We start from the raw sequence: 22570 nt of genomic DNA, 5'->3' as shown, positions 1-22570 counted from the left end.
AACCCCTCTCGGGTCCCGGGCCCTCACTCACCGGCTCCGCGGGCGGAGCCCGCTGACGGGCACCGCCGTCACGCGGCGGCCGGAATCCTCACCTCGGCCTCCGTCAGGGCCAGTTCGAGCACCTGACGGACATCCGTCACCGGGTGCACGTCCAGCTTCTGGAGGATCTCCGCCGGGACGTCGTCCAGATCGGCCTCGTTCCGCTTCGGGATGATCACCGTGGTGATCCCGGCGCGGTGCGCGGCGAGCAGCTTCTGCTTGACGCCGCCGATCGGCAGGACGCGCCCGGTCAGCGAGACCTCGCCGGTCATGGCCACATCCGTACGGACCAGACGGCCGCTGAGCAGCGAGGCGAGGGCGGTCGTCATGGTGACGCCCGCGCTCGGCCCGTCCTTGGGGACCGCGCCCGCCGGGAAGTGGATGTGCACGCCGCGTTCCTTCAGGTCGGCGACGGGCAGCTCCAGTTCGGCGCCGCGCGAGCGCAGGAAGGAGAGCGCGATCTGTGCGGACTCCTTCATCACGTCGCCGAGCTGACCGGTCAGGGTCAGTCCGGCCGCACCGGTCTCCGGGTCGGCGAGCGACGCCTCGACGAAGAGGACGTCACCGCCCGCGCCGGTGACCGCGAGCCCGGTCGCCACGCCCGGCACCGCCGTGCGCCGCTCGGCCGGGTCCTGCGCCGACTCGGGCACGTGGTGCGGGCGCCCGATGAGACCGCGCAGTTCCTCGTCCGTCACCGTGAACGGCAGCTCCCGCTCGCCCAGTTCGTGCTGCGCCGCGACCTTGCGGAGCAGCCGCGCGACGGACCGCTCCAGGTTCCGTACGCCCGCTTCGCGGGTGTACTCCCCCGCGAGCTTGCGCAGCGCGCTCTCGTCCAGGGTCACCTCGTCGGTCTGCAGCCCGGCCCGCTCCAGCTGGCGCGGGAGCAGGTGGTCGCGGGCGATGACGACCTTCTCGTCCTCGGTGTACCCGTCGAGCCTGACCAGCTCCATGCGGTCGAGCAGCGCCTCCGGGATGGATTCGATGACGTTCGCCGTGGCCAGGAAGACCACGTCGCTGAGGTCGAGCTCGACCTCCAGGTAGTGGTCGCGGAAGGTGTGGTTCTGCGCAGGGTCGAGGACTTCGAGGAGGGCGGCGGCCGGGTCGCCCCGGAAGTCGGAGCCCACCTTGTCGATCTCGTCGAGGAGCACGACCGGGTTCATGGACCCGGCCTCCTTGATGGCCCGCACGATCCGTCCGGGCAGCGCCCCCACGTACGTACGACGGTGTCCGCGGATCTCCGCCTCGTCGCGTACGCCGCCGAGTGCGACCCGCACGAACTTGCGGCCCATGGCGTGCGCGACGGACTCGCCGAGCGAGGTCTTGCCGACGCCGGGCGGACCCACGAGGGCGAGCACGGCGCCGCCACGACGGCCGCCGACGACCCCGAGGCCGCGGTCGGCACGCCGCTTGCGCACCGCGAGGTACTCGGTGATGCGCTCCTTCACGTCCTCAAGGCCCGCGTGCTCGGCGTCGAGGATGTTCTGGGCGCCCTTGATGTCGTACTCGTCCTCGGTCCGTTCGTTCCACGGGAGTTCGAGGACGGTGTCGAGCCAGGTCCTGATCCAGGAGCCCTCGGGCGACTGGTCGCTGGACCGCTCCAGCTTGTCGACCTCCTTGAGGGCGGCCTCCCGTACGTTCTCGGGGAGGTCGGCGGCCTCGACGCGGGTGCGGTAGTCATCGGACTCCTCACCATCCTGCTCGCCGTTGATCTCGCGCAGCTCCTTGCGCACGGCGTCGAGCTGGCGGCGAAGGAGGAATTCGCGCTGCTGCTTGTCGACGCCTTCCTGCACGTCCTTGGCGATGGACTCGGCGACGTCCTGCTCGGCGAGGTGCTCGCGCAGCTGCTCGGTGGCGAGCTTCAGACGGGCGACCGGGTCGTCGGTCTCCAGGAGCTCGATCTTCTGCTGGGTGGAGAGGAAGGGCGAGTATCCGGAGTTGTCGGCGAGCGCGGAGACGTCGTCGATCTGCGTGACGCGGTCCACGACCTGCCACGCGCCGCGCTTCTTCAGCCAGCTGGTGGCGAGCGCCTTGTACTCCTTGACCAGCTCGGCGACGGCGCCGGGGAGCGGGTCGGGCACGGTCTCGTCGACCTGGATCCCCTCCACCCAGAGCGCGGCACCGGGCCCCGTCGTGCCGGCGCCGATCCGCACCCGGCCACGGCCGCGGATGAGCGCGCCGGGGTCGCCGTCGGAGAGGCGGCCGACCTGCTCGACGGTGCCGAGGACGCCGGTCGCGGCGTACGTCCCGTCGATGCGCGGAACAAGAAGCACCTGCGGCTTGCTGCTCCCACTGGAGCGGGCTGCCGCTTGGGCGGCCTCCACCGCGGCGCGTACGTCGGCATCGGACAGGTCGAACGGAACCACCATGCCGGGCAGGACGACCTCGTCGTCGAGCGGCAGCACGGGCAGGGTCAGCGGCGTGGACGCGTTTGACTGAGCAGACTCAGCAGACATGATCTCCCCTTCGGCATTCAAGTTGAGCTATGTGGACTCAATGCTCATGAGTCCTTGAATGTTCCCCAAGGGTTGTTCGCTGTGAGCGATCAGTTCGATACGGGTCGACGCCACCGTCGCACCAGCGGCCACGTACTCACGCCGATCAGCAGCGCGAGGAGATGACCCCAGTTCGTCATGGGGTCCTCGAACGCGATCAGGTCGTCGACGAGCATGCCGCCGAACCCGGCGAGGACCAGCCAGCGCAGCCACGGCCTGAACAGGCCGGCCAGAGCGCCGACGCTCGCCGCGACGCCGAAGCTGATCCCGTAGTCGAGGCGGTGCAGCGAACTGTCGGGCAGATGCCCCGCAAGGACCGAGAAGCCGACCGGCACCTCGGTCGCGAGGGTGGCCACGACATGGCCGAGCAGGAAGACGCCCGCCGTGCGCAGCGCGCCGATGCGGCGTTCCAGGGCCGTGAGCACCAGCAGGAAGCCGATCGCGTACGGAGACGCGATGCCGCCCGCGATCCACAGCGCGCTGGCCACCAGGACGAGCAGCGGCTCCTGCGCCAGGTGCGCCACGTCCGTGCTGGAGTGCCGGTGCAGGGTCGAGATCAGGGACGCGTCCGCGTACTGCGTCAGGAGCGACGTCAGGGTGAGGACCGCGGCATAGCCGAACGTGAAGGGCGTACCCGTAGGCGTCGGCAGCAGGCGCCAGGGGCGCAGACGGCTCAGGCGGCGCGCGCCCCCGTCGGACGCGGATGCCGTTCGCGCCTCATGAGGGCGCGCCTCATGAGCTTCCGGGGGCGCCGCGTCCGGTCCGTCGCACTCCCGCTGGCGCGGGATGCCGTCGAGGCCGGGCGGGGTGATCCCCTCGGGTGCCGTGGGGGCAGCCGACGCACTCCGGTTCACGCTGAGGCGCTCCTTCCGTTCCGTCCACCCTTTGCCGTTATTTCGGGCGCTGTCTATGATCGGCGCCACGTGAGACGCGAATCACATGAACCTCACAGGTCATAAACGCGTCCGCACCGACCGGCGTATTCCGGGGGCGCCCCGGGCCCGCCCCCATACGCTGGCGGCCATGCACACCCACACCACCACCCCCGTCGTCATCGACCGGCGTGAGGGGCCGTACGGCGAAGTCGTACTGCGGCGCCATGGTGCGCTTCTGCAGATCATCGCCAATGGCTGTTTCCTCATGGACACTTCGGACGGCCGCTCGGAGCGGCTGCTCATCGACGCGGCGTACGACGCGCTGGACGGCCGCCCGCAGCCCGGCCTCCTCATCGGCGGCCTGGGCGTCGGCTTCTCCCTCGCCCACGCGGCGGCCGACCCGCACTGGGGCCGTATCAGCGTGATCGAGCGGGAGCGGGCCATCATCGACTGGCACTGCTCGGGGGCCGACGCCCCGCTGGCCGAGCTGTCCCGCGCCGCGCTCGCCGATCCGCGCACGGAGATCCTGCACACAGATCTCGTGGCCCACCTCCGCGGCGCCGACTCCTCGCACGGCGCCCCGAAAACGTACGACGCGCTCTGTCTCGACATCGACAACGGCCCGGACTGGACGGTGACCGAGGACAACAACTCCCTCTACTCTCCGGCCGGTCTGGCCGCCTGCCGCTCCCGCCTCAACCCCGGCGGAGTGCTCGCCGTGTGGTCGGCCCAGCCCTCGTCCGCTTTCGACGTCGCTCTACGGAATGCCGGATTCCAGGCGGTACGGACGGAAGAGATCCCCGTTGCCCGAGGCGTACCGGACGTGGTTCATCTCGGCGTAAGCGCTGCGTAGCCGAGGCCCCTTCGCGACCCGTACCCTGCTGGTCGAACACAAGCGATCAGTGTCAGGGGCGGGCGATGGAGCAGACACACACCTCCCACAACGGTGCGACGGCGGCGATGCCAGGCGCCCAGCGCCGGGTTCTGGTGGTCGAGGACGACCCGACGATCGTCGACGCCATCGCCGCCCGGCTACGCGCCGAGGGTTTCGTAGTGCAAACAGCGGGAGACGGTCCCGCGGCGGTCGACACCGCGCAGGCTTGGCAGCCCGATCTGCTGATCCTGGACATCATGCTGCCGGGCTTCGACGGGCTTGAGGTGTGCCGCCGGGTGCAGGCCCAGCGGCCTGTTCCGGTCCTCATGCTGACGGCACGCGACGACGAGACGGACATGCTGGTCGGGCTCGGTGTCGGCGCCGACGACTACATGACCAAGCCGTTCTCCATGCGGGAGCTCGCGGCCCGCGTGCACGTCCTGCTGCGCAGGGTCGAGCGGGCCGCGCTCGCCGCGACCACGCCGCGCAGCGGGATCCTGCGGCTCGGCGAGCTGGAGATCGACCATGCCCAGCGGCGGGTCAGGGTCCGCAGCGAGGACGTACATCTGACGCCGACGGAGTTCGACCTCCTCGTCTGCCTGGCCAATACGCCGCGTGCCGTGCTCTCGCGCGAGCAGCTGCTCGCCGAGGTGTGGGACTGGGCGGACGCGTCGGGCACCCGGACCGTCGACAGCCACATCAAGGCGCTGCGCCGGAAGATCGGCGCCGAGCGGATCCGCACGGTCCACGGCGTCGGGTACGCCCTGGAGACCCCGACCCCGTGAGGCCGGGCAGCTGATGACCAGGCCTTTCGCGGGACTGCGGCCCTTCTCCATCAAGACCAAGCTCGGCACCTTGGTGGTCGTCTCGGTCTTCATCACCACGGGTCTGCTGATGGTGGCGATGGAGACGGAGACGGAGCTGCGCTTCATCACCGTCTTCTCGGTGATCGCCACGCTGCTGATCACGCAGTTCGTGGCGCACAGCCTCACGGCACCGCTCGACGAGATGAACTCCGTCGCGCGCGCCGTCTCGCACGGCGACTACACGCGCCGGGTGCGCGGCGCCGACCGCCGCGACGAGCTGGGCGATGTGGCCACCACGATCAACCGCATGGCGGACGACCTGGAGGCCCAGGACCAGCAGCGCAAGGAGCTCGTCGCCAACGTCTCGCACGAGCTGCGCACCCCCATCGCGGCGCTGCGCGCGGTCCTGGAGAACGTCGTCGACGGAGTCTCCGCCGCCGACCCGGAGACCATGCGTACGGCCCTGAAGCAGACGGAGCGGCTCGGGCGCCTGGTGGAGACCCTGCTCGACCTCTCCCGCCTGGACAACGGCGTCGTACCGCTGCGGGCGCGCCGCTTCGAGGTGTGGCCCTACCTGTCGGGCGTCCTGAAGGAGGCCAACATGGTGGCCTCGGCCCGCGCGGGCATGGCGTCGGGCTCCGGCAGCCACACCCGTACGGACGTGCATCTGCACCTGGACGTCACGCCGCCCGAGCTGACCGCGCACGCGGACGCCGAGCGGTTGCACCAGGTGGTGGCCAACCTCATCGACAACGCGGTCAAGCACAGCCCGCCGCACGGCCGCGTCACCGTGCGCGCCCGGCGCGGCCTCTACCCCGAGTCCCTGGACCTGGAGGTCCTCGACGAGGGCCCCGGCATCCCGGAGTCGGAGTGGCACCGGGTCTTCGAGCGCTTCAACCGCGGCAGTCACGCCAACATCCCGACGCAGGGGCCCGGCAGCGACGGCGGCACCGGCCTCGGGCTCGCCATCGCCCGCTGGGCCGTGGATCTGCACGGCGGGCACATCGGCGTGGCCGAATCCCCTCGCGGCTGCCGCATCCAGGTCACTCTTCCGGGCCTGCCCGAAGTGCGAAGTTGACGTAGGGTTCGAAACGGAAGCGATTCGCGGGCGCATCGGAAGCGCGCCCGGGTGACGCCGCCGCGCTGGGCAGGGCCCGCGCGGCCGCCCTGCGTTCCGGAACCTCGCTTGTTTCCCGCCATTTACACCGCCGAAACCATCCGTCCAATGTGACTTACGCGACGGATGACGGGCCCGGCCTGCACCTGGCGGCGATGGAGGCGTAGCCTTGATTCCCGCTGTCCATCACCTTGTGAAGCGGAAGAGGGCGGTTACCGCCGTGTCGTCACAGTCCCCCAGTAGCTCGAGCGTCTCGACCGACCAAGACGGGCAAGGCAAGAGCCCTGCTGCGGCCTTCGGTCCCAATGAGTGGCTCGTCGACGAGATCTATCAGCAGTACCTCCAGGACCCGAACTCGGTCGACCGAGCCTGGTGGGACTTCTTCGCCGACTACAAGCCAGGAGCAGCGGGCGCGTCCGTCGCCACTCCTCCGGCCAAGCCGGCGGGTGACGCAGCCGCGGGGGCTGCGGCCACCAGTGCTCCCGCCGCACCGGCGAAGCCCGCGGCCCCTGCCGCGCCCGCCACCCCCGCGGCTCCTGCCGCGAGCAGCTCGGCCACGCCGAAGGCCGCTCCCGCCGCGGCGAAGCCCGCAGCGGCAAGCAGCGCCGCAGGCGCCCCCACCACCAAGCCGGCGGCCGCTGCCGCCAAGGCAGCTGAGCCGGCCAAACCCGCTGCTGAGGCCCAGGGGCCCGAGTACGTGACGCTGCGCGGCCCCGCCGCCGCCGTTGCGAAGAACATGAACGCCTCCGTGGAGGTCCCGACGGCGACGTCGGTCCGCGCGGTCCCGGTGAAGCTGCTCTTCGACAACCGCATCGTCATCAACAACCACCTCAAGCGCGCCCGCGGCGGGAAGATCTCCTTCACGCACCTCATCGGGTACGCGATGGTGCAGGCCATCAAGGCCATGCCGTCGATGAACTACTCCTTCGTGCAGAAGGACGGCAAGCCGACGCTGGTCAAGCCGGAGCACATCAACTTCGGCCTCGCCATCGACCTGGTGAAGCCCAACGGCGACCGCCAGCTGGTCGTCGCGGGCATCAAGAAGGCCGAGACGCTGAACTTCTTCGAGTTCTGGCAGGCCTACGAGGACATCGTCCGCCGCGCACGCGACGGCAAGCTCGGCATGGACGACTTCACCGGCGTCACGGTCTCGCTGACCAACCCCGGTGGCCTCGGCACGGTCCACTCGGTCCCCCGCCTGATGCCCGGCCAGTCGGTCATCATGGGCGTCGGCTCGATGGACTACCCCGCGGAGTTCCAGGGCACGTCCCAGGACACCCTGAACAAGCTCGGCATCTCGAAGGTCATGACGCTCACGTCGACCTACGACCACCGGGTGATCCAGGGCGCCGCGTCCGGCGAGTTCCTGCGCATCGTCGCGAACCTGCTGCTCGGCGAGAACGAGTTCTACGACGAGATCTTCAAGGCGCTCCGCATTCCCTACGAGCCGGTCCGCTGGCTCAAGGACATCGACGCCTCGCACGACGACGACGTCACGAAGGCCGCCCGCGTCTTCGAGCTGATCCACTCCTACCGCGTCCGCGGCCACGTCATGGCCGACACGGACCCGCTGGAGTACAAGCAGCGCAAGCACCCCGACCTGGACATCACCGAGCACGGCCTCACCCTGTGGGACCTGGAGCGTGAGTTCGCGGTCGGCGGCTTCGCCGGCAAGTCGATGATGAAGCTGCGCGACATCCTGGGCGTGCTGCGTGAGTCGTACTGCCGCACCACCGGCATCGAGTTCATGCACATCCAGGACCCGAAGCAGCGCAGGTGGCTGCAGGACCGCATCGAGCGCACCCACGCCACGAAGCCCGAGCGCGAGGAGCAGCTGCGCATCCTGCGTCGGCTGAACGCCGCCGAGGCCTTCGAGACGTTCCTGCAGACGAAGTACGTCGGCCAGAAGCGCTTCTCCCTGGAGGGCGGCGAGTCCGTCATCCCGCTGCTCGACGCCGTGCTCGACAGCGCCGCCGAGTCCCGCCTCGACGAGGTCGTCATCGGCATGGCCCACCGAGGCCGCCTGAACGTCCTCGCGAACATCGTGGGCAAGTCGTACGCCCAGATCTTCCGCGAGTTCGAGGGCAACATGGACCCCAAGTCCATGCACGGCTCCGGCGACGTGAAGTACCACCTGGGCGCCGAGGGCACCTTCACCGGCCTGGACGGCGAGCAGATCAACGTCTCGCTCGCGGCGAACCCGTCCCACCTGGAGACGGTCGACCCGATCATCGAGGGCATCGTCCGCGCCAAGCAGGACATCATCAACAAGGGCGGCACGGACTTCACGGTCCTGCCGGTCGCCCTGCACGGTGACGCGGCCTTCGCCGGCCAGGGTGTGGTCGCCGAGACCCTGAACATGTCGCAGCTGCGCGGTTACCGCACGGGCGGCACGGTCCACATCGTCATCAACAACCAGGTCGGCTTCACCGCCGCCCCGGAGTCGTCGCGCTCCTCCATGTACGCCACGGACGTGGCCCGCATGATCGAGGCGCCGATCTTCCACGTGAACGGCGACGACCCCGAGGCCGTCGTCCGCATCGCGCGGCTCGCGTTCGAGTTCCGTCAGGCGTTCAACAAGGACGTCGTGATCGACCTCATCTGCTACCGCCGCCGCGGTCACAACGAGTCGGACAACCCGGCGTTCACGCAGCCCCTGATGTACGACCTGATCGACAAGAAGCGCTCGGTACGCAAGCTCTACACCGAGTCCCTCATCGGTCGCGGCGACATCACCCTGGAAGAGGCCGAGCAGGCCCTTCAGGACTTCCAGGGGCAGCTGGAGAAGGTCTTCACGGAGGTCCGCGAGGCCATCTCGCAGCCCGCCGAGGCAGAGGTCCCGGCCCCTGAGGCCGAGTTCCCGGTGAACGTCGACACGTCGATCACCCAGGAAGTCGTCAAGCGGATCGCCGAGTCCCAGGTCAACATCCCCGACCGGGTCACCGTCCACCCGCGTCTGCTGCCGCAGTTGCAGCGCCGCGCGTCGATGGTCGAGGAAGACACGATCGACTGGGGCATGGGCGAGACCCTCGCCATCGGTTCGCTGCTCCTCGAGGGCACGCCGGTCCGCCTGTCGGGCCAGGACTCGCGCCGTGGCACGTTCGGTCAGCGCCACGCGGTCCTCATCGACCGCGAGACGGGCGAGGACTTCACGCCGCTCCTATACCTCGCCGAGGACCAGGCGCGCTACAACGTCTACGACTCGCTCCTGTCCGAGTACGCGGTGATGGGCTTCGAGTACGGCTACTCGCTGGCCCGCCCCGAGTCCCTCGTCATGTGGGAGGCGCAGTTCGGCGACTTCGTCAACGGCGCGCAGACGGTGGTGGACGAGTACATCTCGGCCGCCGAGCAGAAGTGGAACCAGCACTCCGGCGTCACGCTGCTGCTTCCGCACGGCTATGAGGGCCAGGGACCGGACCACTCGTCCGCCCGTATCGAGCGCTTCCTCCAGCTGTGCGCGCAGAACAACATGACGGTCGCGATGCCGACCCTTCCGTCGAACTACTTCCACCTCCTGCGGTGGCAGGTGCACAACCCGCACCACAAGCCGCTGGTGGTCTTCACGCCGAAGTCGATGCTGCGTCTCAAGGCGGCGGCCTCGAAGACGGCGGAGTTCACGACGGGTGGCTTCCGCCCGGTCATCGGCGACGACTCGGTCGAGGCGTCGGCGGTCCGCAAGGTCGTCTTCTGCGCGGGCAAGCTGTACTACGACCTCGAGGCCGAGCGGAAGAAGCGCGGCGACACGGGCACCGCGATCATCCGCATCGAGCGCCTGTACCCGCTGCCGGGTGCCGAGCTCCAGGCGGAGATCGCCAAGTACCCGAACGCCGAGAAGTACCTGTGGGCGCAGGAGGAGCCGGCGAACCAGGGCGCGTGGCCCTTCATCGCCCTCAACCTCATCGACCACCTGGACCTGGCGGTCGGCGCGGACATCCCGCACGGCGAGCGCCTGCGCCGCATCTCGCGGCCGCACGGCTCGTCCCCGGCTGTCGGATCGAAGAAGCGCCACGAGCAGGAGCAGGAGCAGCTCCTGCGCGAGGTCTTCGAGGCGTAAGCCTGAGCGGTTCGTTCGTACGCCGGTGGGCCCGGCCCCGAGTGCTTGTCACCCGGGGCCGGGCCCACCGGCGTTCCCGCTTATCCTGAACGTCGAGAGCACATCGTTCGTCCGATCGCGGAGCCTGTCTTGTACTTCACCGACCGTGGCATCGAGGAGCTGGAGAAGCGGCGCGGCGAGGAGGAAGTCACCTTCGAGTGGCTCGCCGAGCAGCTCCGCACCTTCGTGGACCTCAACCCGGACTTCGAGATCCCGGTCGAGCGCCTCGCGACGTGGCTGGCCCGCCTGGACGACGAGGACGAGGACGAGGACGAGTAAGCCGTCCCTTGCCCCGGGCACAGAGCGAGGGCACGGCCCGGCCCGCAGGGACCTGCTCGCCGCCGACGTGGTCCAACTGCGACATGGTCCAACTGCAACATAGTCCAACTGCGACATGGTCCAACTGGTGGCGGGAATCGCCCTGTCGGCCCCGCACGACTCGTCAGACCCCGACCAGTCGGCCCGCCTGCCGGCCCCTCACCCCGGAGGCCGTCCACGCGCGCGGCCAGCCGGCTCCCCCAACCCGCTCACCCGAGGGGAGACTTCGGGCGCCCTTCCCCGTCGTCAGCCGCCCGCACCCTGTCGTACGCGAAGCCCAGCGAGCCGTGCACCATCAGGAGCACCCCCGCGACGGCCCACCCCCCGCTGCGCCGCCGCACGGCCCACGCCACCAGGGGCAGCCCCGCGGCGAGCTGCGCCACCGCCAGCGCGCGAGCGCGAGGGCCGCGCAGCCACGGCCCGAGGCGCCCGCGCTCGACCACGTCCAGCTCCGCCCGCACCACGTCCCGCCACCCCGACCACTCGATCTCCCGCACTCCCGGTGCCACGCGCGCCACCTCGCGCAGCCGGTCCGCCGGTTCCCCGGGACCGAGCCCGGTCGGCAGCGCCACTCCTGCCCGCGCGAGAACGGCGAGCAGCCCCAGGAGCCGCGCGCGGGCGTCGGCCTCCGTGTCGGGGCGCCCCAGGGCTTCGAGGGACTGCAGGTCCAGTACGGGGTCGAGCCCCAGCCGGGCGGCGAAGGTGCGCAGCGCCTCGTCCTCGCCGACGGGCGTCCCGTTCGCCAGCCACACGTATTCGACGGTGCGCCGGAAGCCCGCCGCGAGGGTGCAGCCGGAGCGGTCGGAGTCCCACCACAGCGCGAGCACCGGCCAGGTCGAACCGACGGCCAGCGCGGTGGCCCAGCCCGTGAGGACCCGGTCCACCGGTTCGTCACCGTGTACCCAGGGCTTGCCCTCGGGCACGAGCACGCTCCACTCGCGCCCCGCCTCGGCGAGCAGCATCCGTTCGCGCAACAGGCGGGCGGCGGGCTCGACCACGTCGGGTTCGGCCCGGCAGAGCAGCAGCGCACCCGCGGCGGGGGGTTCGAAAGCTTCGGACGACATGGCCCCACGCTAGGTCAAATCGCCATATTTAGCGCAGAGAGTCGAGGGTGTCTTGACTTTCCGTGACCGCGATATATCGTGTATCTCAGAGACGCGATATGGCGCGTTGTGAATGGGTGCTTCCGCATCCTCCCGCCCGACACCTGCTCCGCCCTGTTCCCACCCTGCTTCACCCTCATCCCACCCATCCCACCGCCGCCAGCTCGCCCGAGGAGGTCAGCCCGATGTCAGAGTGGTCCGTCGCCGAGCCCCAGAAACTCACGTTCGAAGCCCCTGTGACGACCCTCCATGTGCGCGTCGTCAACGGAACGGTGAACGTCGTGGGCACCGACGAAGTTTCCGCCCGGCTCGAGGTCTCCGAGATAGAGGGACCGCCGCTGACCGTCACGCAGTCGGACGGCACCCTGTCCGTCGCGTACGACGACCTGCCCTGGAAGGGCTTCCTCAAGTGGCTCGACCGCAAGGGCTGGCGCCGCAGCGCCGTGGTCTCCCTGGCCGTCCCGGCGGGCACCCGAGTCGAGGTGGGCGTCGTCGGCGCGGGCGCCGTGGTCTCGGGGATCGATGGAAGCACGGAGGTCAAGGGCGTCACCGGCGACACGACCCTCGTCGGCCTCACGGGCCCGGTCCGCGCCGACACGGTCGCCGGCAGCGTGGAGGCCCAGGGCATCACCGGCGATCTGCGGTTCAACTCGGTCTCCGGTGACCTCACCGTCTTCGAGGGCGCGGGATCCTCCGTTCGGGCAGATTCCGTGAGCGGCTCGATGATCGTGGACCTGGACCCGGCGGGCGCCCCGACCGACATCGGTCTGACGAGCGTCTCGGGCGAGATCGCGATCCGGCTGCCCCACCCGACGGACGCGGACGTGGAGGCCAACACCGCGAGCGGCTCGGTGTCCAACGCGTTCGAGGATCTGCGGGTCAGCGGCCAGTGGGGAGCGAAGAGGATCACCGGCCGCCTGGGCTCGGGCAGTGGAAAGCTCAAGGCGACGACGGTCTCGGGGTCCATCGCGCTGCTGCGCAGGCCACCGACGGAGGAAGATCCGTACGACGAGGTACCCCTGACCGCGTCCCCGACGGACCCGGCAGACTCGACGGACACTTCCGCGACCGACGACGCCGCCCCGACCGACAAGAAGGTGCTCTGAGATGGCCCCCGTGTTCGCCCACGGCCGACTGCGCCTGTACCTCCTGAAGCTCCTCGACGAGGCCCCGCGCCACGGCTATGAGGTGATCCGCCTCCTGGAAGAGCGCTTCCAGGGGCTGTACGCACCTTCGGCTGGGACGGTCTACCCCCGCCTGGCGAAGCTGGAGGCCGAGGGCCTGGTCACGCACACCACGGAGGGCGGTCGCAAGGTGTACGCCATCACGGACGCGGGCCGCGCCGAACTGGCCGACCGCAGCGGTGAGCTGGCCGATCTGGAGCTGGAGATCCGCGATTCCGTCGCCGAACTCGCCGCCGAGATCCGGGACGGCGTGCGGGGCGCAGCGGGTGAACTCCGCCGTGAGATGCGCGCGGCGGCCAAGGAGGCGCGGTCGTCCGGCGGCGCACCCGAGGACAAGAAGGGCGCCGGGACCGGCAAGACCTTCCCCGACCCCTCGGACTTCTTCGACGGGCCCTGGGGCGACAAGGAGGGCTGGCGCCAGGCCAAGGAGGAGTTCAAGCGCGCCAAGCAGGAGTGGAAGGAACAGGCCCGGCGGGCGAAGGACGAGACCCGCAGGGCCCGCGAGGACGCCCAGCGCGCCCGCCGCCAGGCCCAGGACGCGCAGGAGACGGCCCGCGCCCAGGTGCAGGAGGAGATGCAGCGCATCGCGCGGAGCGTCCAGGACCAGGTGCAGGACCACTTCACGCGGGGCGACTGGCCGACGGGGGTCCGCGAGGGCCTGACGGAACTGGCCAAGGAGTTCACCGAGTTCGGCAAGAACGCGGACAACGCAGTGAAGGACTTCGGCCGCAAGGGCGCGCGGACCACCCCCGAGGAGCCCAAGTTCACCGGCGCCCGCGAGGACGAGGTCCCCACGGAGTACGTCCCGGACTGGGCCAAGGAGGACACCACCGGCAATCCGGAACGCGACCTGGACCGCCTCCTGGACCGCTTCCGGGACGACATCCGCGACGCGGCCCGGGACCACGGCGTGACGGAGGACCAACTCCGCGACGCCCGCCGCCGTTTGTCGTCTGCGGCAGCCCACATCGCCGCGACACTGCGCACACCGAAGGCCTGAGGGCTGGGCAGCGGGGCCCGCAGCACAAGAGCTGCGGGCCTAGGGCGTGTGGCCCTGGCCTTGGCCTTGGCCTTGGCCTAGGGCCTGTGGGCTTGGTCCGTGCACCGAATCAAGGCTTGGTCGCGACGTAGTAGACGTTGAGCGGATCGCCCTCCACGCTCTTGGCATCGACGCTCTCGAAACCGGCGTCCCGAAGCATCCGCTCTGCCGTCTCCTGGCCCCATGCCGTGCCCAGGCCTGCACCGCCGACACCGAGGGAGGTCGTCATGCAGTAGAAGACGGAGAAGGTGTAGAGCGCGGGACCGAAGGGGTGCCCGATGTTCTCCTCCAGCCTGCTGGAGGCGGCGATGTCGCCCATGAGGAAGGTGCCGCCCGGGCGCAGGGCCTTCGCGATCGCGGCCAGGGTCGCGGCCGGCCGCGCCAGGTCGTGGATCACGTCGAACGCGGTGATGACGTCGTACTCCCCGGCGATCCGCGTCGAATCGGCGAGGGTGTAGCGAACGTTGTCGAGCCCGGAGCGGGCCGCCTCGGCGCGTGCGGTCCTGATGGCGGCTTCCGACTGATCGAGGCCGTTGAAGCGGCCGGCGGGAAACGCCCGTGCCAGGACGAGCGGAGCGTGCCCCTGCCCGGTGCCCACGTCCAGGACGTCGATGCCTTTCCGTAGCCGCTCGGCGAGCCCCGGCACCAGCGGAACGATCGTGTCCACGAGCGCCATGTCGTACACCCGGGCGGTTTCCTCGGCCTGGAGCGCCTGGAAGCGCGGATAGGCCGAGTACGGCACGCCGCCGCCCTCGCGGAAGCAGCGCACCACCTGTTGCTCGACATCACCCATGAGGCCGATGTACTGCATCATCCCCGCCAGGTTGTCAGGGCCCGCCGCGGTCGTCAGGTGGGCGGCGTGTTCCGGTGGCAGGACGTATGTCCGCCGCTCCGGGTCGTACTCCAGGAATCCGCCGACGACCATGCCACCAAGCCACACGCGCACGTACCTCTCGTTCAGGTCCGCCGCCTCGGCGATCTCGGCGCTGGTCGACGGCGGGAGGGCGGCCATCGTGTCGAACAGGCCGCACTGGTGGCCGGCGCTGGTCAGCAGTGCGAGTGCGCCCTTGTTCAGGACATCGAGCACTTCGCCCGCGAAAGCTTCCTGCTTGGCGGCGTCCAGAGGAGGCTGCTGCGTTTCGAGAGTGGACATGGCCATTCCTTCCGCCGAGGCGGTGCGCAGGAGAAGAGCGACTCCCTCTCTCACGATACGTCCGGAATGTGATGCCAGGCCTTACGGCCGGGTGCGGTGTACGCGGCCCGGCCGCTTCGCACCCGCCTACTCGGCACCCTTGCCGTACAGGACCCGCTCCACCGCCTCATGCGTCACGCCATGGTCCGCGAGGACCTCGCTGACGGGACCGGGGCGGACCGTCAGGGCGAACAGGATGTGTTCGTCGCCGATCTGCCGGTCCCGGCGGGCGGTGGCGATGCGCAGGGACTTCTCCAGCGTGCCCTTGGCCTCGCGGGTGAAGGGCCGGTGCCCGCTCCAGGACCGGCCGGGCCGCTTGGCCCTGCTCCTCCCCCTGCCCGCCAACGCACCCACGCCGTGGGCCTCCTCGACCCGGGAGACGATCTCGGAGACATCGATGCCAAGCTCGGCCAGCGCGGCCGTGTCGGCCTGCGAGAGGCCCCCGCGTCGCCGCGCCTCACCCAGCGCGGCCGCGATCGACTCCCGGCGGGGCGTGGCCCCCAGCGAGGCCAGGGCGAAGGACGCCCGGCTCGCCTCGCGGTCGAGCAGCGCGAGCAGCATGTGCCCGTCGTCGATGGACCCCGCGCCCTCACTCTCGGCGTGCTCGACCGCGCCTTTGACCACGGCGCGGGCGTCCTTCGTGAACCGCTCGAACATCACTGCCTCCCGTACTTCTTGTGCACGGCCTGCCTGCTCACTCCGAGCTCCGCGGCGATCCCCTGCCACGACCAGCCCTGCTGGCGCGCACTGCGCACCTGCACGGCCTCCAACTGCTCCACCAGCCTCCGCAGCGCGGAGACGGCCCGCAGTCCGACTCGTGGGTCACGGTCACCCGCACGCTCGGCGAGATCCGTAGCTTCGGTCATGCATGTCAACTTACGTTGACGGGAGGCGCGTGTCAACCACAGTTGACACGCGTCCGGGCCGGCGTCAGACCTCCGGTCAGACCTCCAGCACGATCTTTCCGAACAGCTCGCCCGACTCCAGGCGCTCGAAGCCCTCCCGCGCCCGGTCCAGCGGCAGCACCTCGTCGATGACGGGACGTACGCCCGTGGCGGCGCAGAAGGAGAGCAGGTCCTCCAGTTCGTCCTTGGACCCCATCGTCGAACCGACGATCTTCAACTCCAGGAAGAAGACCCGGGTCAGCTCCGCGTGCGAGGGCCGGTCACCGCTGGTCGCCCCGGAGATCACCAGAGTTCCGCCCGGCTTGAGGGACTTGATGGAGTGCGACCACGTCGCCGCCCCCACCGTCTCGATGACGGCGTCCACCCGCTGCGGGAGCCGCGCGCCGGACTCCACGGCCTCCACCGCGCCGAGCTCAAGGGCCCGCTTCCGCTTGGCCTCGTCGCGGCTCGTGGCGAAGACCCGCAGGCCCGCCGCCTTGCCGAGCACGATCGCGGCCGTCGCGACGCCGCCACCGGCACCCTGGACGAGGACCGAATCCCCGGGTCGCACCCCGGCGTTGGTGAAGAGCATGCGGTACGCGGTGAGCCACGCGGTCGGCAGACAGGCCGCCTCGGCGAACGAGAGCCCCTTCGGCTTCGGCAGCAGGTTCCACGTGGGCACGGAGACCTGCTCGGCGAACGTCCCCTGGTACTTCTCGGTGAGGATGGAGCGGCCCTCGTCGTGGCCGACCCCGTACCCGGTCTGGCCGATGACGGAGTGCAGGACGACCTCGTTGCCGTCCGCGTCGATCCCCGCGGCGTCGCAGCCGAGGATCATCGGCAGCCTCCCCTCGGGGAGGCCGACCCCGCGCAGGGACCACAGGTCGTGATGGTTCAGGGAGGCGGCCCGGACGTTCACGGTCGACCAGCCGGTCCTGGCCTCGGGGGCGGGACGCTCCCCCAACTCGAGGCCACTGAGCGGCTGGTCACGGTCGATGCGGGCGGCGTAGGCAGCGAACATGTGGTGACGATAGGCCGCGGGCCGACCCGGACGTAACCACGCACGACTGTGACACGCGCCGCGCTCCCACCTCGGCTCACCCGCCCCGCACGCGCCGCGCCCCCGCCCCGTACGCGACGTATGCGTACGGAACGGGGGCGCGGTCACACCATGGAGTGCTCCGCTCAGCGGCGGGCGACACCCTCCGCGCGAGCAGCCGCAGCCACAGCGGCAGTCACAGCCGGGGCGACCCGCTCGTCGAACGGCGACGGAATCACGTAATCGGCAGACAGCTCATCGCCCACCACACCCGCCAACGCCTCAGCGGCAGCGATCTTCATCGTCTCGGTGATCCGCGAGGCCCGCACCTGCAGCGCGCCCGCGAAGATGCCGGGGAACGCGAGCACGTTGTTGATCTGGTTCGGGTAGTCCGAACGCCCCGTCGCGACGACAGCCGCGTACTTGTGGGCGATGTCCGGGTGCACCTCGGGGTTCGGGTTGGCCATGGCGAACACGAACGAGTTCGGCGCCATGGAGGCGACCGCGGGCTCGGGGACGGTGCCGCCCGAGACGCCGATGAACACGTCCGCACCCGCGAGGGCGCTCTCCAGCGAACCGCTGAGCCCGGCCTTGTTCGTGATCTCCGCGAGCTCACGCTTGACCGGAGTGAGGTCGTCCCGGTCCCGGCTCACGACGCCCTTGCGGTCCGCGACCGCCACATCGCCCAGGCCCGCCTCGAGCAGGAACTTGGCGATGGCGACACCGGCCGCACCCGCGCCGGAGATCACGGCACGCAGCTCACCGAGCGTGCGCCCGGTCAGCCGCGCCGCGTTCCGCAGCGCGGCGAGCGTGACGACCGCCGTGCCGTGCTGGTCGTCGTGGAAGACGGGAATGTCGAGCCGCTCCTGGAGCTTGCGCTCGATCTCGAAGCAGCGCGGCGCCGAGATGTCCTCGAGGTTCACGCCGCCGAAGGACGGCGCCATGCGCACGACGGTCTCGACGATCTCGTCCGCGTCCGTCGTCGCGAGCGCGATCGGCACCGCGTCCACGCCACCGAACTGCTTGAACAGAATGGCCTTGCCCTCCATCACGGGGAGGGAGGCCTCGGGACCGATGTCACCGAGGCCGAGCACGGCCGTGCCGTCGGTGACCACGGCCACGACGTTCGACTTCCATGTGTAGTCGTTCACCAGCTCCGGCTGCTCGGCGATCGCGGTGCACACTTTCGCGACGCCGGGCGTGTACGCCAGGGACAGGTCGTCCTTGTCCCGCACCGGCACAGTGGCCTGCACGGCCATCTTGCCGCCACGGTGCAGCGCGAACGCCGGATCGAAGGGCTCTTCAGCGCCTTCGTGACCCGTACTGCTGTCGCTGCGAGGATTGACGATCTCCGCTGCCACTTGTCTTACCCCTTAAGTCTTAAATCATCAGTTGAGGGTGTCCACTCCTGGTTGAGAAGTGGGCGGGCACCGCGTCTGTTCCCCGCCTGTCGGCGGAGGGAGGTACAGACACGCGAGCGCGCCGCACACGCGCTCTGGGCCCCGGATGAGGGGTGTAACGCACCTTTCTACCTGACGGCGCCGGGCACGGGCGAGTGGGATTGGTTACCTCAGGTGCCCGTGGTCCTTGTAGTGGTCCAACAAGAACGGATGACGGGCCGATGCCCGAATTTTCCGCAGAGCGACCGCCGCCGGTCCACATCGCGAGATTCACCCGAGATTCCTCGAAGATCTCAAATGGCGGTACTTCGTTCCCTGCCGGTTCGGGCCGGTTGTCCCGGCCTGTCTGGGGGTCGCGATCACCCGTTATCCGATTTTGACATCTCTGGCACCCAGAATCGGACGGTCCGAATGGCAAGATGCCGTCATCACACGAGGTCGCGACACCCGAAGGTGTGTGCACGACCGCTCGGCAACTCCCTCATCCGCCGGAGGACCCTCATGACCCCGCGCTTCATCCGCCGTACCACCACCGGTAAGTCCGCGAAGTCCCGGATGGCCACGGTCGGCGCGATCGCGGTCGCCGGCACGCTACTGCTGACCGGCTGCGGCGACCAGACCAAGAGCAAGGACGAGGGCGGCGAGAAGGTGAGCAACGCACCGCTCGCCGACAAGCTCCCCAAGGAAATCCGGGACGCAGGAGTCATCAAGGTCGGTTCGGACATCGCGTACCCGCCCGTCGAGTTCAAGGACAAGTCCGGCAAGACCGTCGGCATCGACCCGGACCTGGGCGAAGCGCTCGGCAAGCAGCTCGGCGTGGAGTTCCAGTTCGACAACGGCACCTTCGACACCCTGCTCGGCGGCCTGCGCTCCAAGCGCTACGACCTCGCGATGTCGGCCATGACCGACACCAAGAACCGCCAGGAAGGCGTCGACGAGGAAACCGGCAAGAAGATCGGCGACGGCGTCGACTTCGTCGACTACTTCACGGCGGGCGTCTCGATCTACACCAAGAAGGGCGACGACCAGGGCATCAAGACCTGGGCCGACCTCTGCGGCAAGAAGATCGTCGTCCAGCGCGGCACTGTCTCGCACGACCTGGCCAAGGCCGAGTCGAAGAAGTGCAAGAGCGGCAAGAAGATCGCCATCGAGTCCTTCGACAACGACCAGCAGGCCCAGACCCGACTGCGCTCCGGCGGCGCCGACGCCGGCTCCTCCGACTTCCCGGTCGCCGCGTACGCGGTGAAGACGTCGGGCGGCGGCAAGGACTTCGAGCTGGTCGGCGAGCAGGTCGAGGCCGCTCCGTACGGCATCGCGATCTCCAAGAAGAACCCCGAGCTGCGCGACGCGATCAAGGACGCGCTCGACGCGATCATCAAGAACGGCGAGTACGACAAGATCATCTCGAAGTGGGGCGTCGAGGACGGCGCGGTCAAGGAAGCCAAGATCAACGGCGGCAAGTGACCGCGCAACCGTCTCGCCGCTGAAAGGTCATCCACGTGACAACCGACATCACCAAGAAGGGCCCGGAGGACACACCCCCGTCCTCCCACCCTGAGGCCATCAAGGCCATCCCGGTCCGGCACTACGGCCGGTACGTCGCCGCGGTCGTCGCCATCGGCGCGCTCGCCGCGATCGTCTACGCGTTCTCCCAGGGCGACATCAACTGGAACGCGATCCCCGACAACTTCTTCGACGACCGCATCCTGCGGGGCGTCCGCGAGACCTTGATCCTGACCGCCCTGTCGATGCTCATCGGCGTGGTCGGCGGCGTCATCCTCTCCGTGATGCGCATGTCGAGGAACCCGGTGACCTCGTCGATCGCCTGGTTCTACATCTGGTTCTTCCGCGGTACGCCGGTCCTGGTCCAGCTCTTCGTCTGGTTCAACCTCGGCTTCGTCTTCGACTACGTGAACCTCGGCCCCGTCTACAAGGACGAGTGGTCGGACTTCATGACGCCGTTCCTGACGGCACTGCTCGGCCTCGGCCTCAACGAAGCCGCGTACATGGCGGAGATCTGCCGCGCGGGTCTGCTCTCGGTCGACGAGGGCCAGACCGAGGCGTCGCACGCGCTCGGCATGAGCCACGGCAAGACGCTGCGCCGGGTCGTGCTGCCGCAGGCGATGCGCGTGGTCGTGCCGCCGACGGGCAACGAAGTCATCAACATGCTGAAGACGACGTCGCTGGTCGCGGCGGTCCAGTACTACGAACTCCTGCGGTACGCCCAGGACATCGGCACGTCGTCCGGCGCGACGGTCGAGACCCTGCTGCTCGCCGCGTGCTGGTACCTGATCATGACGTCGATCCTCAGCGTGGGTCAGTACTACCTGGAGCGCTACTACGCGCGCGGTTCGTCGCGCACCCTGCCCTCCACCCCGTTCCAGAAGATCAAGGCGAACATGTTGTCGCTGGGCAACCGCTCGGGAGTTGGTCACTGATGACGACCGCCATGGTGAAGTCCGAAGGTGTCCACAAGTCCTTCGGCAGCGTCGAGGTCCTCAAGGGCATCGACCTGGAGGTCAAGTCGGGCGAGGTCTTCTGCCTCATCGGCCCGTCCGGCTCCGGCAAGTCGACGTTCCTGCGCTGCATCAACCACCTGGAGAAGATCAACGCCGGCCGGCTCTACGTCGACGGCGAACTGGTGGGATACCGGCAGAAGGGGGACAAGCTGTACGAGCTCAAGGACAGCGAAGTCGCCCTCAAGCGCCGGGACATCGGCATGGTCTTCCAGCGCTTCAACCTCTTCCCGCACATGACGTCCCTCGAGAACGTCATGGAGGCGCCGGTCCAGGTCAAGGGCGAGACGAAGGCGGCGGCGAAGGCACGTGCCGAGCAGCTCCTGGAGCGGGTCGGCCTCGCCGACAAGGCGAAGAACTACCCCTCGCAGCTCTCGGGCGGCCAGCAGCAGCGTGTGGCCATCGCCCGCGCCCTGGCGATGGACCCGAAGCTGATGCTCTTCGACGAGCCGACGTCGGCGCTCGACCCGGAGCTCGTCGGTGACGTCCTCGACGTCATGCGCGACCTCGCGGAGTCCGGCATGACGATGATCGTCGTCACGCACGAGATGGGCTTCGCGCGCGAGGTCGGCGACAGCCTCGTCTTCATGGACGAGGGCGTGGTGGTCGAGTCCGGCAACCCGCGCGACGTCCTGACGAACCCGCAGCAGGAGCGGACGCAGTCGTTCCTGTCGAAGGTTCTGTAAGGCGAAAGGGCTGCAAGGCGTAAACGCGCGAAGGGCGGTACGGATCCCGGATCCGTACCGCCCTTCGCGTACGCGCTACTTGAGAGCAGCTACTTGAGAGCCGCTACTTGAGGCCGAGCACCATCGCGTCCGACGGCGACGACCACACCGTCCGCGCCTCGCCGAAGCCCGCGTCGCGCAGCGTCCGCGCATGCCACTCGGGCGAGGGGGTGTCGCCGTCCGCGTGCTCGCCGTAGATCTCGAAGCGCTTGGCGGTGGGCTCCGCGAGGACCGGGTCCTTGGCGGCCAGCTGCCACCAGTCCCTCCAGTCCAGGGCGCCCTCGGCCTTGGCCTGGTCCATGCGGGCATGCCGCTGGGCCCGGTCGGCGTCGTTCAGGCGGGGCGTCGCGGGGTCGGGCATGTGGTCGGCGTTCATGAAGACGCCACCGTCCCGTACGACGCCCGCGATCTGCCCGTAGAGGGTCGTGAGGGGCTCGCTGTGCAGCCAGTGCAGGGCCGTGGCGGTGAGGACGGCGTCGTACGAGTCGTACGGGAGTTGGGTCGTCCACTCCGGGTCCTTGAGGTCCGCCGTCACGAAGGTGACCCGGTCGTCCCCGGCGAAGGTGCCCTCGGCGATGGCCAGGAGCGCGGGGTCGAGGTCGACGCCCGTGCTGACCGCGTTCGGGAACCTCTTGAGCAGCCGGTCCGTAATACTCCCCGTACCGCACGCGAGGTCGAGGACGCGCGGCTCGGTGCCGACGACTGCTTCGACCATGTCCAGCATGACCCGGAACCGCTCCTCGCGGTCGGGCAGATACCACTCCTGCTGCCGGTCCCAGCTGTCCTGCCAGGCGCGCCAGTCGGTTCCGGACACCGTTTCCGTCATCAGAAGTCCTCCCGTACGTAATACGCTCTCGTAATACCCTCGAAGCAC

At 69.5% G+C, this 22570-nt stretch carries 19 protein-coding genes; 10 read left to right on the top strand and 9 right to left on the bottom strand.

Going from position 1 to position 22570, the window contains the following annotated elements:
- Positions 1–68 precede the first annotated feature (68 nt).
- Both lon and AC5P1C_RS31280 read right to left on the bottom strand, forming a co-directional pair.
- Positions 69–2492: an endopeptidase La gene (gene lon / locus AC5P1C_RS31285; RefSeq protein ID WP_493869308.1), complete on the bottom strand. Its 2424-nt coding sequence runs from the start codon at positions 2490–2492 to the stop codon at positions 69–71.
- A gap of 89 nt (positions 2493–2581) precedes the next feature.
- The gene (locus AC5P1C_RS31280; RefSeq protein WP_493869307.1) at positions 2582–3385 is read right to left on the bottom strand and encodes a rhomboid-like protein; all 804 of its coding nucleotides are present in this window, start codon (positions 3383–3385) and stop codon (positions 2582–2584) included.
- A 169-nt stretch (positions 3386–3554) separates the two neighbouring features.
- On the opposite strand from AC5P1C_RS31280, the gene AC5P1C_RS31275 reads away from it, so the two are divergent.
- From AC5P1C_RS31275 to AC5P1C_RS31255, 5 genes are all read left to right on the top strand, one after another.
- Positions 3555–4259, top strand: a complete 705-nt coding sequence (locus AC5P1C_RS31275; RefSeq protein WP_493869306.1) for a spermidine synthase family protein — start codon at positions 3555–3557, stop codon at positions 4257–4259.
- 65 nt (positions 4260–4324) lie between these two features.
- The gene (locus tag AC5P1C_RS31270) at positions 4325–5065 is read left to right on the top strand and encodes a response regulator transcription factor (protein WP_135330435.1); all 741 of its coding nucleotides are present in this window, start codon (positions 4325–4327) and stop codon (positions 5063–5065) included.
- 13 nt (positions 5066–5078) lie between these two features.
- Complete coding sequence (locus AC5P1C_RS31265) at positions 5079–6164, top strand: HAMP domain-containing sensor histidine kinase (RefSeq protein WP_493869305.1); 1086 nt, start codon at positions 5079–5081, stop codon at positions 6162–6164.
- Between the two features lie 259 nt (positions 6165–6423).
- A complete protein-coding gene (locus AC5P1C_RS31260) occupies positions 6424–10257 on the top strand; it encodes a multifunctional oxoglutarate decarboxylase/oxoglutarate dehydrogenase thiamine pyrophosphate-binding subunit/dihydrolipoyllysine-residue succinyltransferase subunit (protein ID WP_493869304.1) in 3834 nt (1277 codons plus the stop codon).
- A gap of 129 nt (positions 10258–10386) precedes the next feature.
- Positions 10387–10575: a DUF6104 family protein gene (locus AC5P1C_RS31255; protein ID WP_493869303.1), complete on the top strand. Its 189-nt coding sequence runs from the start codon at positions 10387–10389 to the stop codon at positions 10573–10575.
- 248 nt (positions 10576–10823) lie between these two features.
- Here the strand turns inward: AC5P1C_RS31255 and AC5P1C_RS31250 are convergent, their stop codons facing one another.
- Positions 10824–11678: a hypothetical protein gene (locus tag AC5P1C_RS31250; protein ID WP_493869302.1), complete on the bottom strand. Its 855-nt coding sequence runs from the start codon at positions 11676–11678 to the stop codon at positions 10824–10826.
- A 224-nt stretch (positions 11679–11902) separates the two neighbouring features.
- Between AC5P1C_RS31250 and AC5P1C_RS31245 the strand changes: the two genes are divergently transcribed.
- Together AC5P1C_RS31245 and AC5P1C_RS31240 are read left to right on the top strand one after the other, a co-directional pair.
- Positions 11903–12823, top strand: a complete 921-nt coding sequence (locus AC5P1C_RS31245; protein WP_493869301.1) for a DUF4097 family beta strand repeat-containing protein — start codon at positions 11903–11905, stop codon at positions 12821–12823.
- Between the two features lies 1 nt (position 12824).
- Positions 12825–13901, top strand: a complete 1077-nt coding sequence (locus AC5P1C_RS31240) for a PadR family transcriptional regulator (protein ID WP_493869300.1) — start codon at positions 12825–12827, stop codon at positions 13899–13901.
- Between the two features lie 109 nt (positions 13902–14010).
- Here AC5P1C_RS31240 and AC5P1C_RS31235 read toward each other — a convergent pair whose 3' ends face one another.
- From AC5P1C_RS31235 to AC5P1C_RS31215, 5 genes are all read right to left on the bottom strand, one after another.
- Positions 14011–15093, bottom strand: a complete 1083-nt coding sequence (locus AC5P1C_RS31235; RefSeq protein ID WP_493869299.1) for a class I SAM-dependent methyltransferase — start codon at positions 15091–15093, stop codon at positions 14011–14013.
- Between the two features lie 126 nt (positions 15094–15219).
- Positions 15220–15789, bottom strand: a complete 570-nt coding sequence (locus tag AC5P1C_RS31230) for a Clp protease N-terminal domain-containing protein (protein WP_493869298.1) — start codon at positions 15787–15789, stop codon at positions 15220–15222.
- Entirely contained in the window at positions 15789–15998 is a 210-nt protein-coding gene (locus AC5P1C_RS31225; RefSeq protein ID WP_160507185.1) for a helix-turn-helix domain-containing protein, read from the bottom strand. Before AC5P1C_RS31225 ends, AC5P1C_RS31230 begins: the two co-directional genes overlap by 1 nt.
- Positions 15999–16074: 76 nt before the next feature.
- On the bottom strand, positions 16075–17037 hold the full coding sequence (locus AC5P1C_RS31220) for a zinc-binding dehydrogenase (RefSeq protein ID WP_493869297.1): 963 nt from the start codon (positions 17035–17037) through the stop codon (positions 16075–16077).
- A 164-nt stretch (positions 17038–17201) separates the two neighbouring features.
- On the bottom strand, positions 17202–18416 hold the full coding sequence (locus AC5P1C_RS31215) for an NAD(P)-dependent malic enzyme (RefSeq protein ID WP_249587807.1): 1215 nt from the start codon (positions 18414–18416) through the stop codon (positions 17202–17204).
- 540 nt (positions 18417–18956) lie between these two features.
- Between AC5P1C_RS31215 and AC5P1C_RS31210 the strand changes: the two genes are divergently transcribed.
- The 3 genes from AC5P1C_RS31210 to AC5P1C_RS31200 are packed head-to-tail and all read left to right on the top strand — an operon-like array spanning position 18957 to position 21657.
- Positions 18957–19919 (top strand): ABC transporter substrate-binding protein, encoded by a 963-nt coding sequence (locus AC5P1C_RS31210; protein ID WP_493869296.1) that lies wholly within the window; start codon positions 18957–18959, stop codon positions 19917–19919.
- 35 nt (positions 19920–19954) lie between these two features.
- Complete coding sequence (locus AC5P1C_RS31205) at positions 19955–20893, top strand: amino acid ABC transporter permease (RefSeq protein WP_493869295.1); 939 nt, start codon at positions 19955–19957, stop codon at positions 20891–20893.
- Positions 20893–21657: an amino acid ABC transporter ATP-binding protein gene (locus AC5P1C_RS31200; protein WP_493869294.1), complete on the top strand. Its 765-nt coding sequence runs from the start codon at positions 20893–20895 to the stop codon at positions 21655–21657. Before AC5P1C_RS31205 ends, AC5P1C_RS31200 begins: the two co-directional genes overlap by 1 nt.
- Before the next feature lie 103 nt (positions 21658–21760).
- Here AC5P1C_RS31200 and AC5P1C_RS31195 read toward each other — a convergent pair whose 3' ends face one another.
- Positions 21761–22522, bottom strand: coding sequence for a class I SAM-dependent methyltransferase (locus tag AC5P1C_RS31195; protein ID WP_493869293.1), 762 nt, complete (start codon positions 22520–22522; stop codon positions 21761–21763).
- Positions 22523–22570: the final 48 nt, after the last annotated feature.

The sequence above is a fragment of the Streptomyces sp. A18 genome (genome assembly GCF_059026065.1).
Note: the sequence above shows the minus strand (reverse complement) of the source record. Positions and strands in the feature narration are given on the sequence as shown.

Coding starts and splice junctions, on each gene's coding strand:
- AC5P1C_RS31275 (WP_493869306.1), top strand. CDS start 3,555: ATGCACACCCACACCACCACCCCCGTCGTCATCGACCGGCGTGAGGGG.
- AC5P1C_RS31270 (WP_135330435.1), top strand. CDS start 4,325: ATGGAGCAGACACACACCTCCCACAACGGTGCGACGGCGGCGATGCCA.
- AC5P1C_RS31230 (WP_493869298.1), bottom strand. CDS start 15,789: ATGTTCGAGCGGTTCACGAAGGACGCCCGCGCCGTGGTCAAAGGCGCG.
- AC5P1C_RS31235 (WP_493869299.1), bottom strand. CDS start 15,093: ATGTCCACTCTCGAAACGCAGCAGCCTCCTCTGGACGCCGCCAAGCAG.
- AC5P1C_RS31195 (WP_493869293.1), bottom strand. CDS start 22,522: ATGACGGAAACGGTGTCCGGAACCGACTGGCGCGCCTGGCAGGACAGC.
- AC5P1C_RS31200 (WP_493869294.1), top strand. CDS start 20,893: ATGACGACCGCCATGGTGAAGTCCGAAGGTGTCCACAAGTCCTTCGGC.
- AC5P1C_RS31225 (WP_160507185.1), bottom strand. CDS start 15,998: ATGACCGAAGCTACGGATCTCGCCGAGCGTGCGGGTGACCGTGACCCA.
- AC5P1C_RS31210 (WP_493869296.1), top strand. CDS start 18,957: ATGACCCCGCGCTTCATCCGCCGTACCACCACCGGTAAGTCCGCGAAG.
- AC5P1C_RS31245 (WP_493869301.1), top strand. CDS start 11,903: ATGTCAGAGTGGTCCGTCGCCGAGCCCCAGAAACTCACGTTCGAAGCC.
- AC5P1C_RS31250 (WP_493869302.1), bottom strand. CDS start 11,678: ATGTCGTCCGAAGCTTTCGAACCCCCCGCCGCGGGTGCGCTGCTGCTC.
- AC5P1C_RS31265 (WP_493869305.1), top strand. CDS start 5,079: ATGACCAGGCCTTTCGCGGGACTGCGGCCCTTCTCCATCAAGACCAAG.
- AC5P1C_RS31220 (WP_493869297.1), bottom strand. CDS start 17,037: ATGTTCGCTGCCTACGCCGCCCGCATCGACCGTGACCAGCCGCTCAGT.
- AC5P1C_RS31240 (WP_493869300.1), top strand. CDS start 12,825: ATGGCCCCCGTGTTCGCCCACGGCCGACTGCGCCTGTACCTCCTGAAG.
- lon (WP_493869308.1), bottom strand. CDS start 2,492: ATGTCTGCTGAGTCTGCTCAGTCAAACGCGTCCACGCCGCTGACCCTG.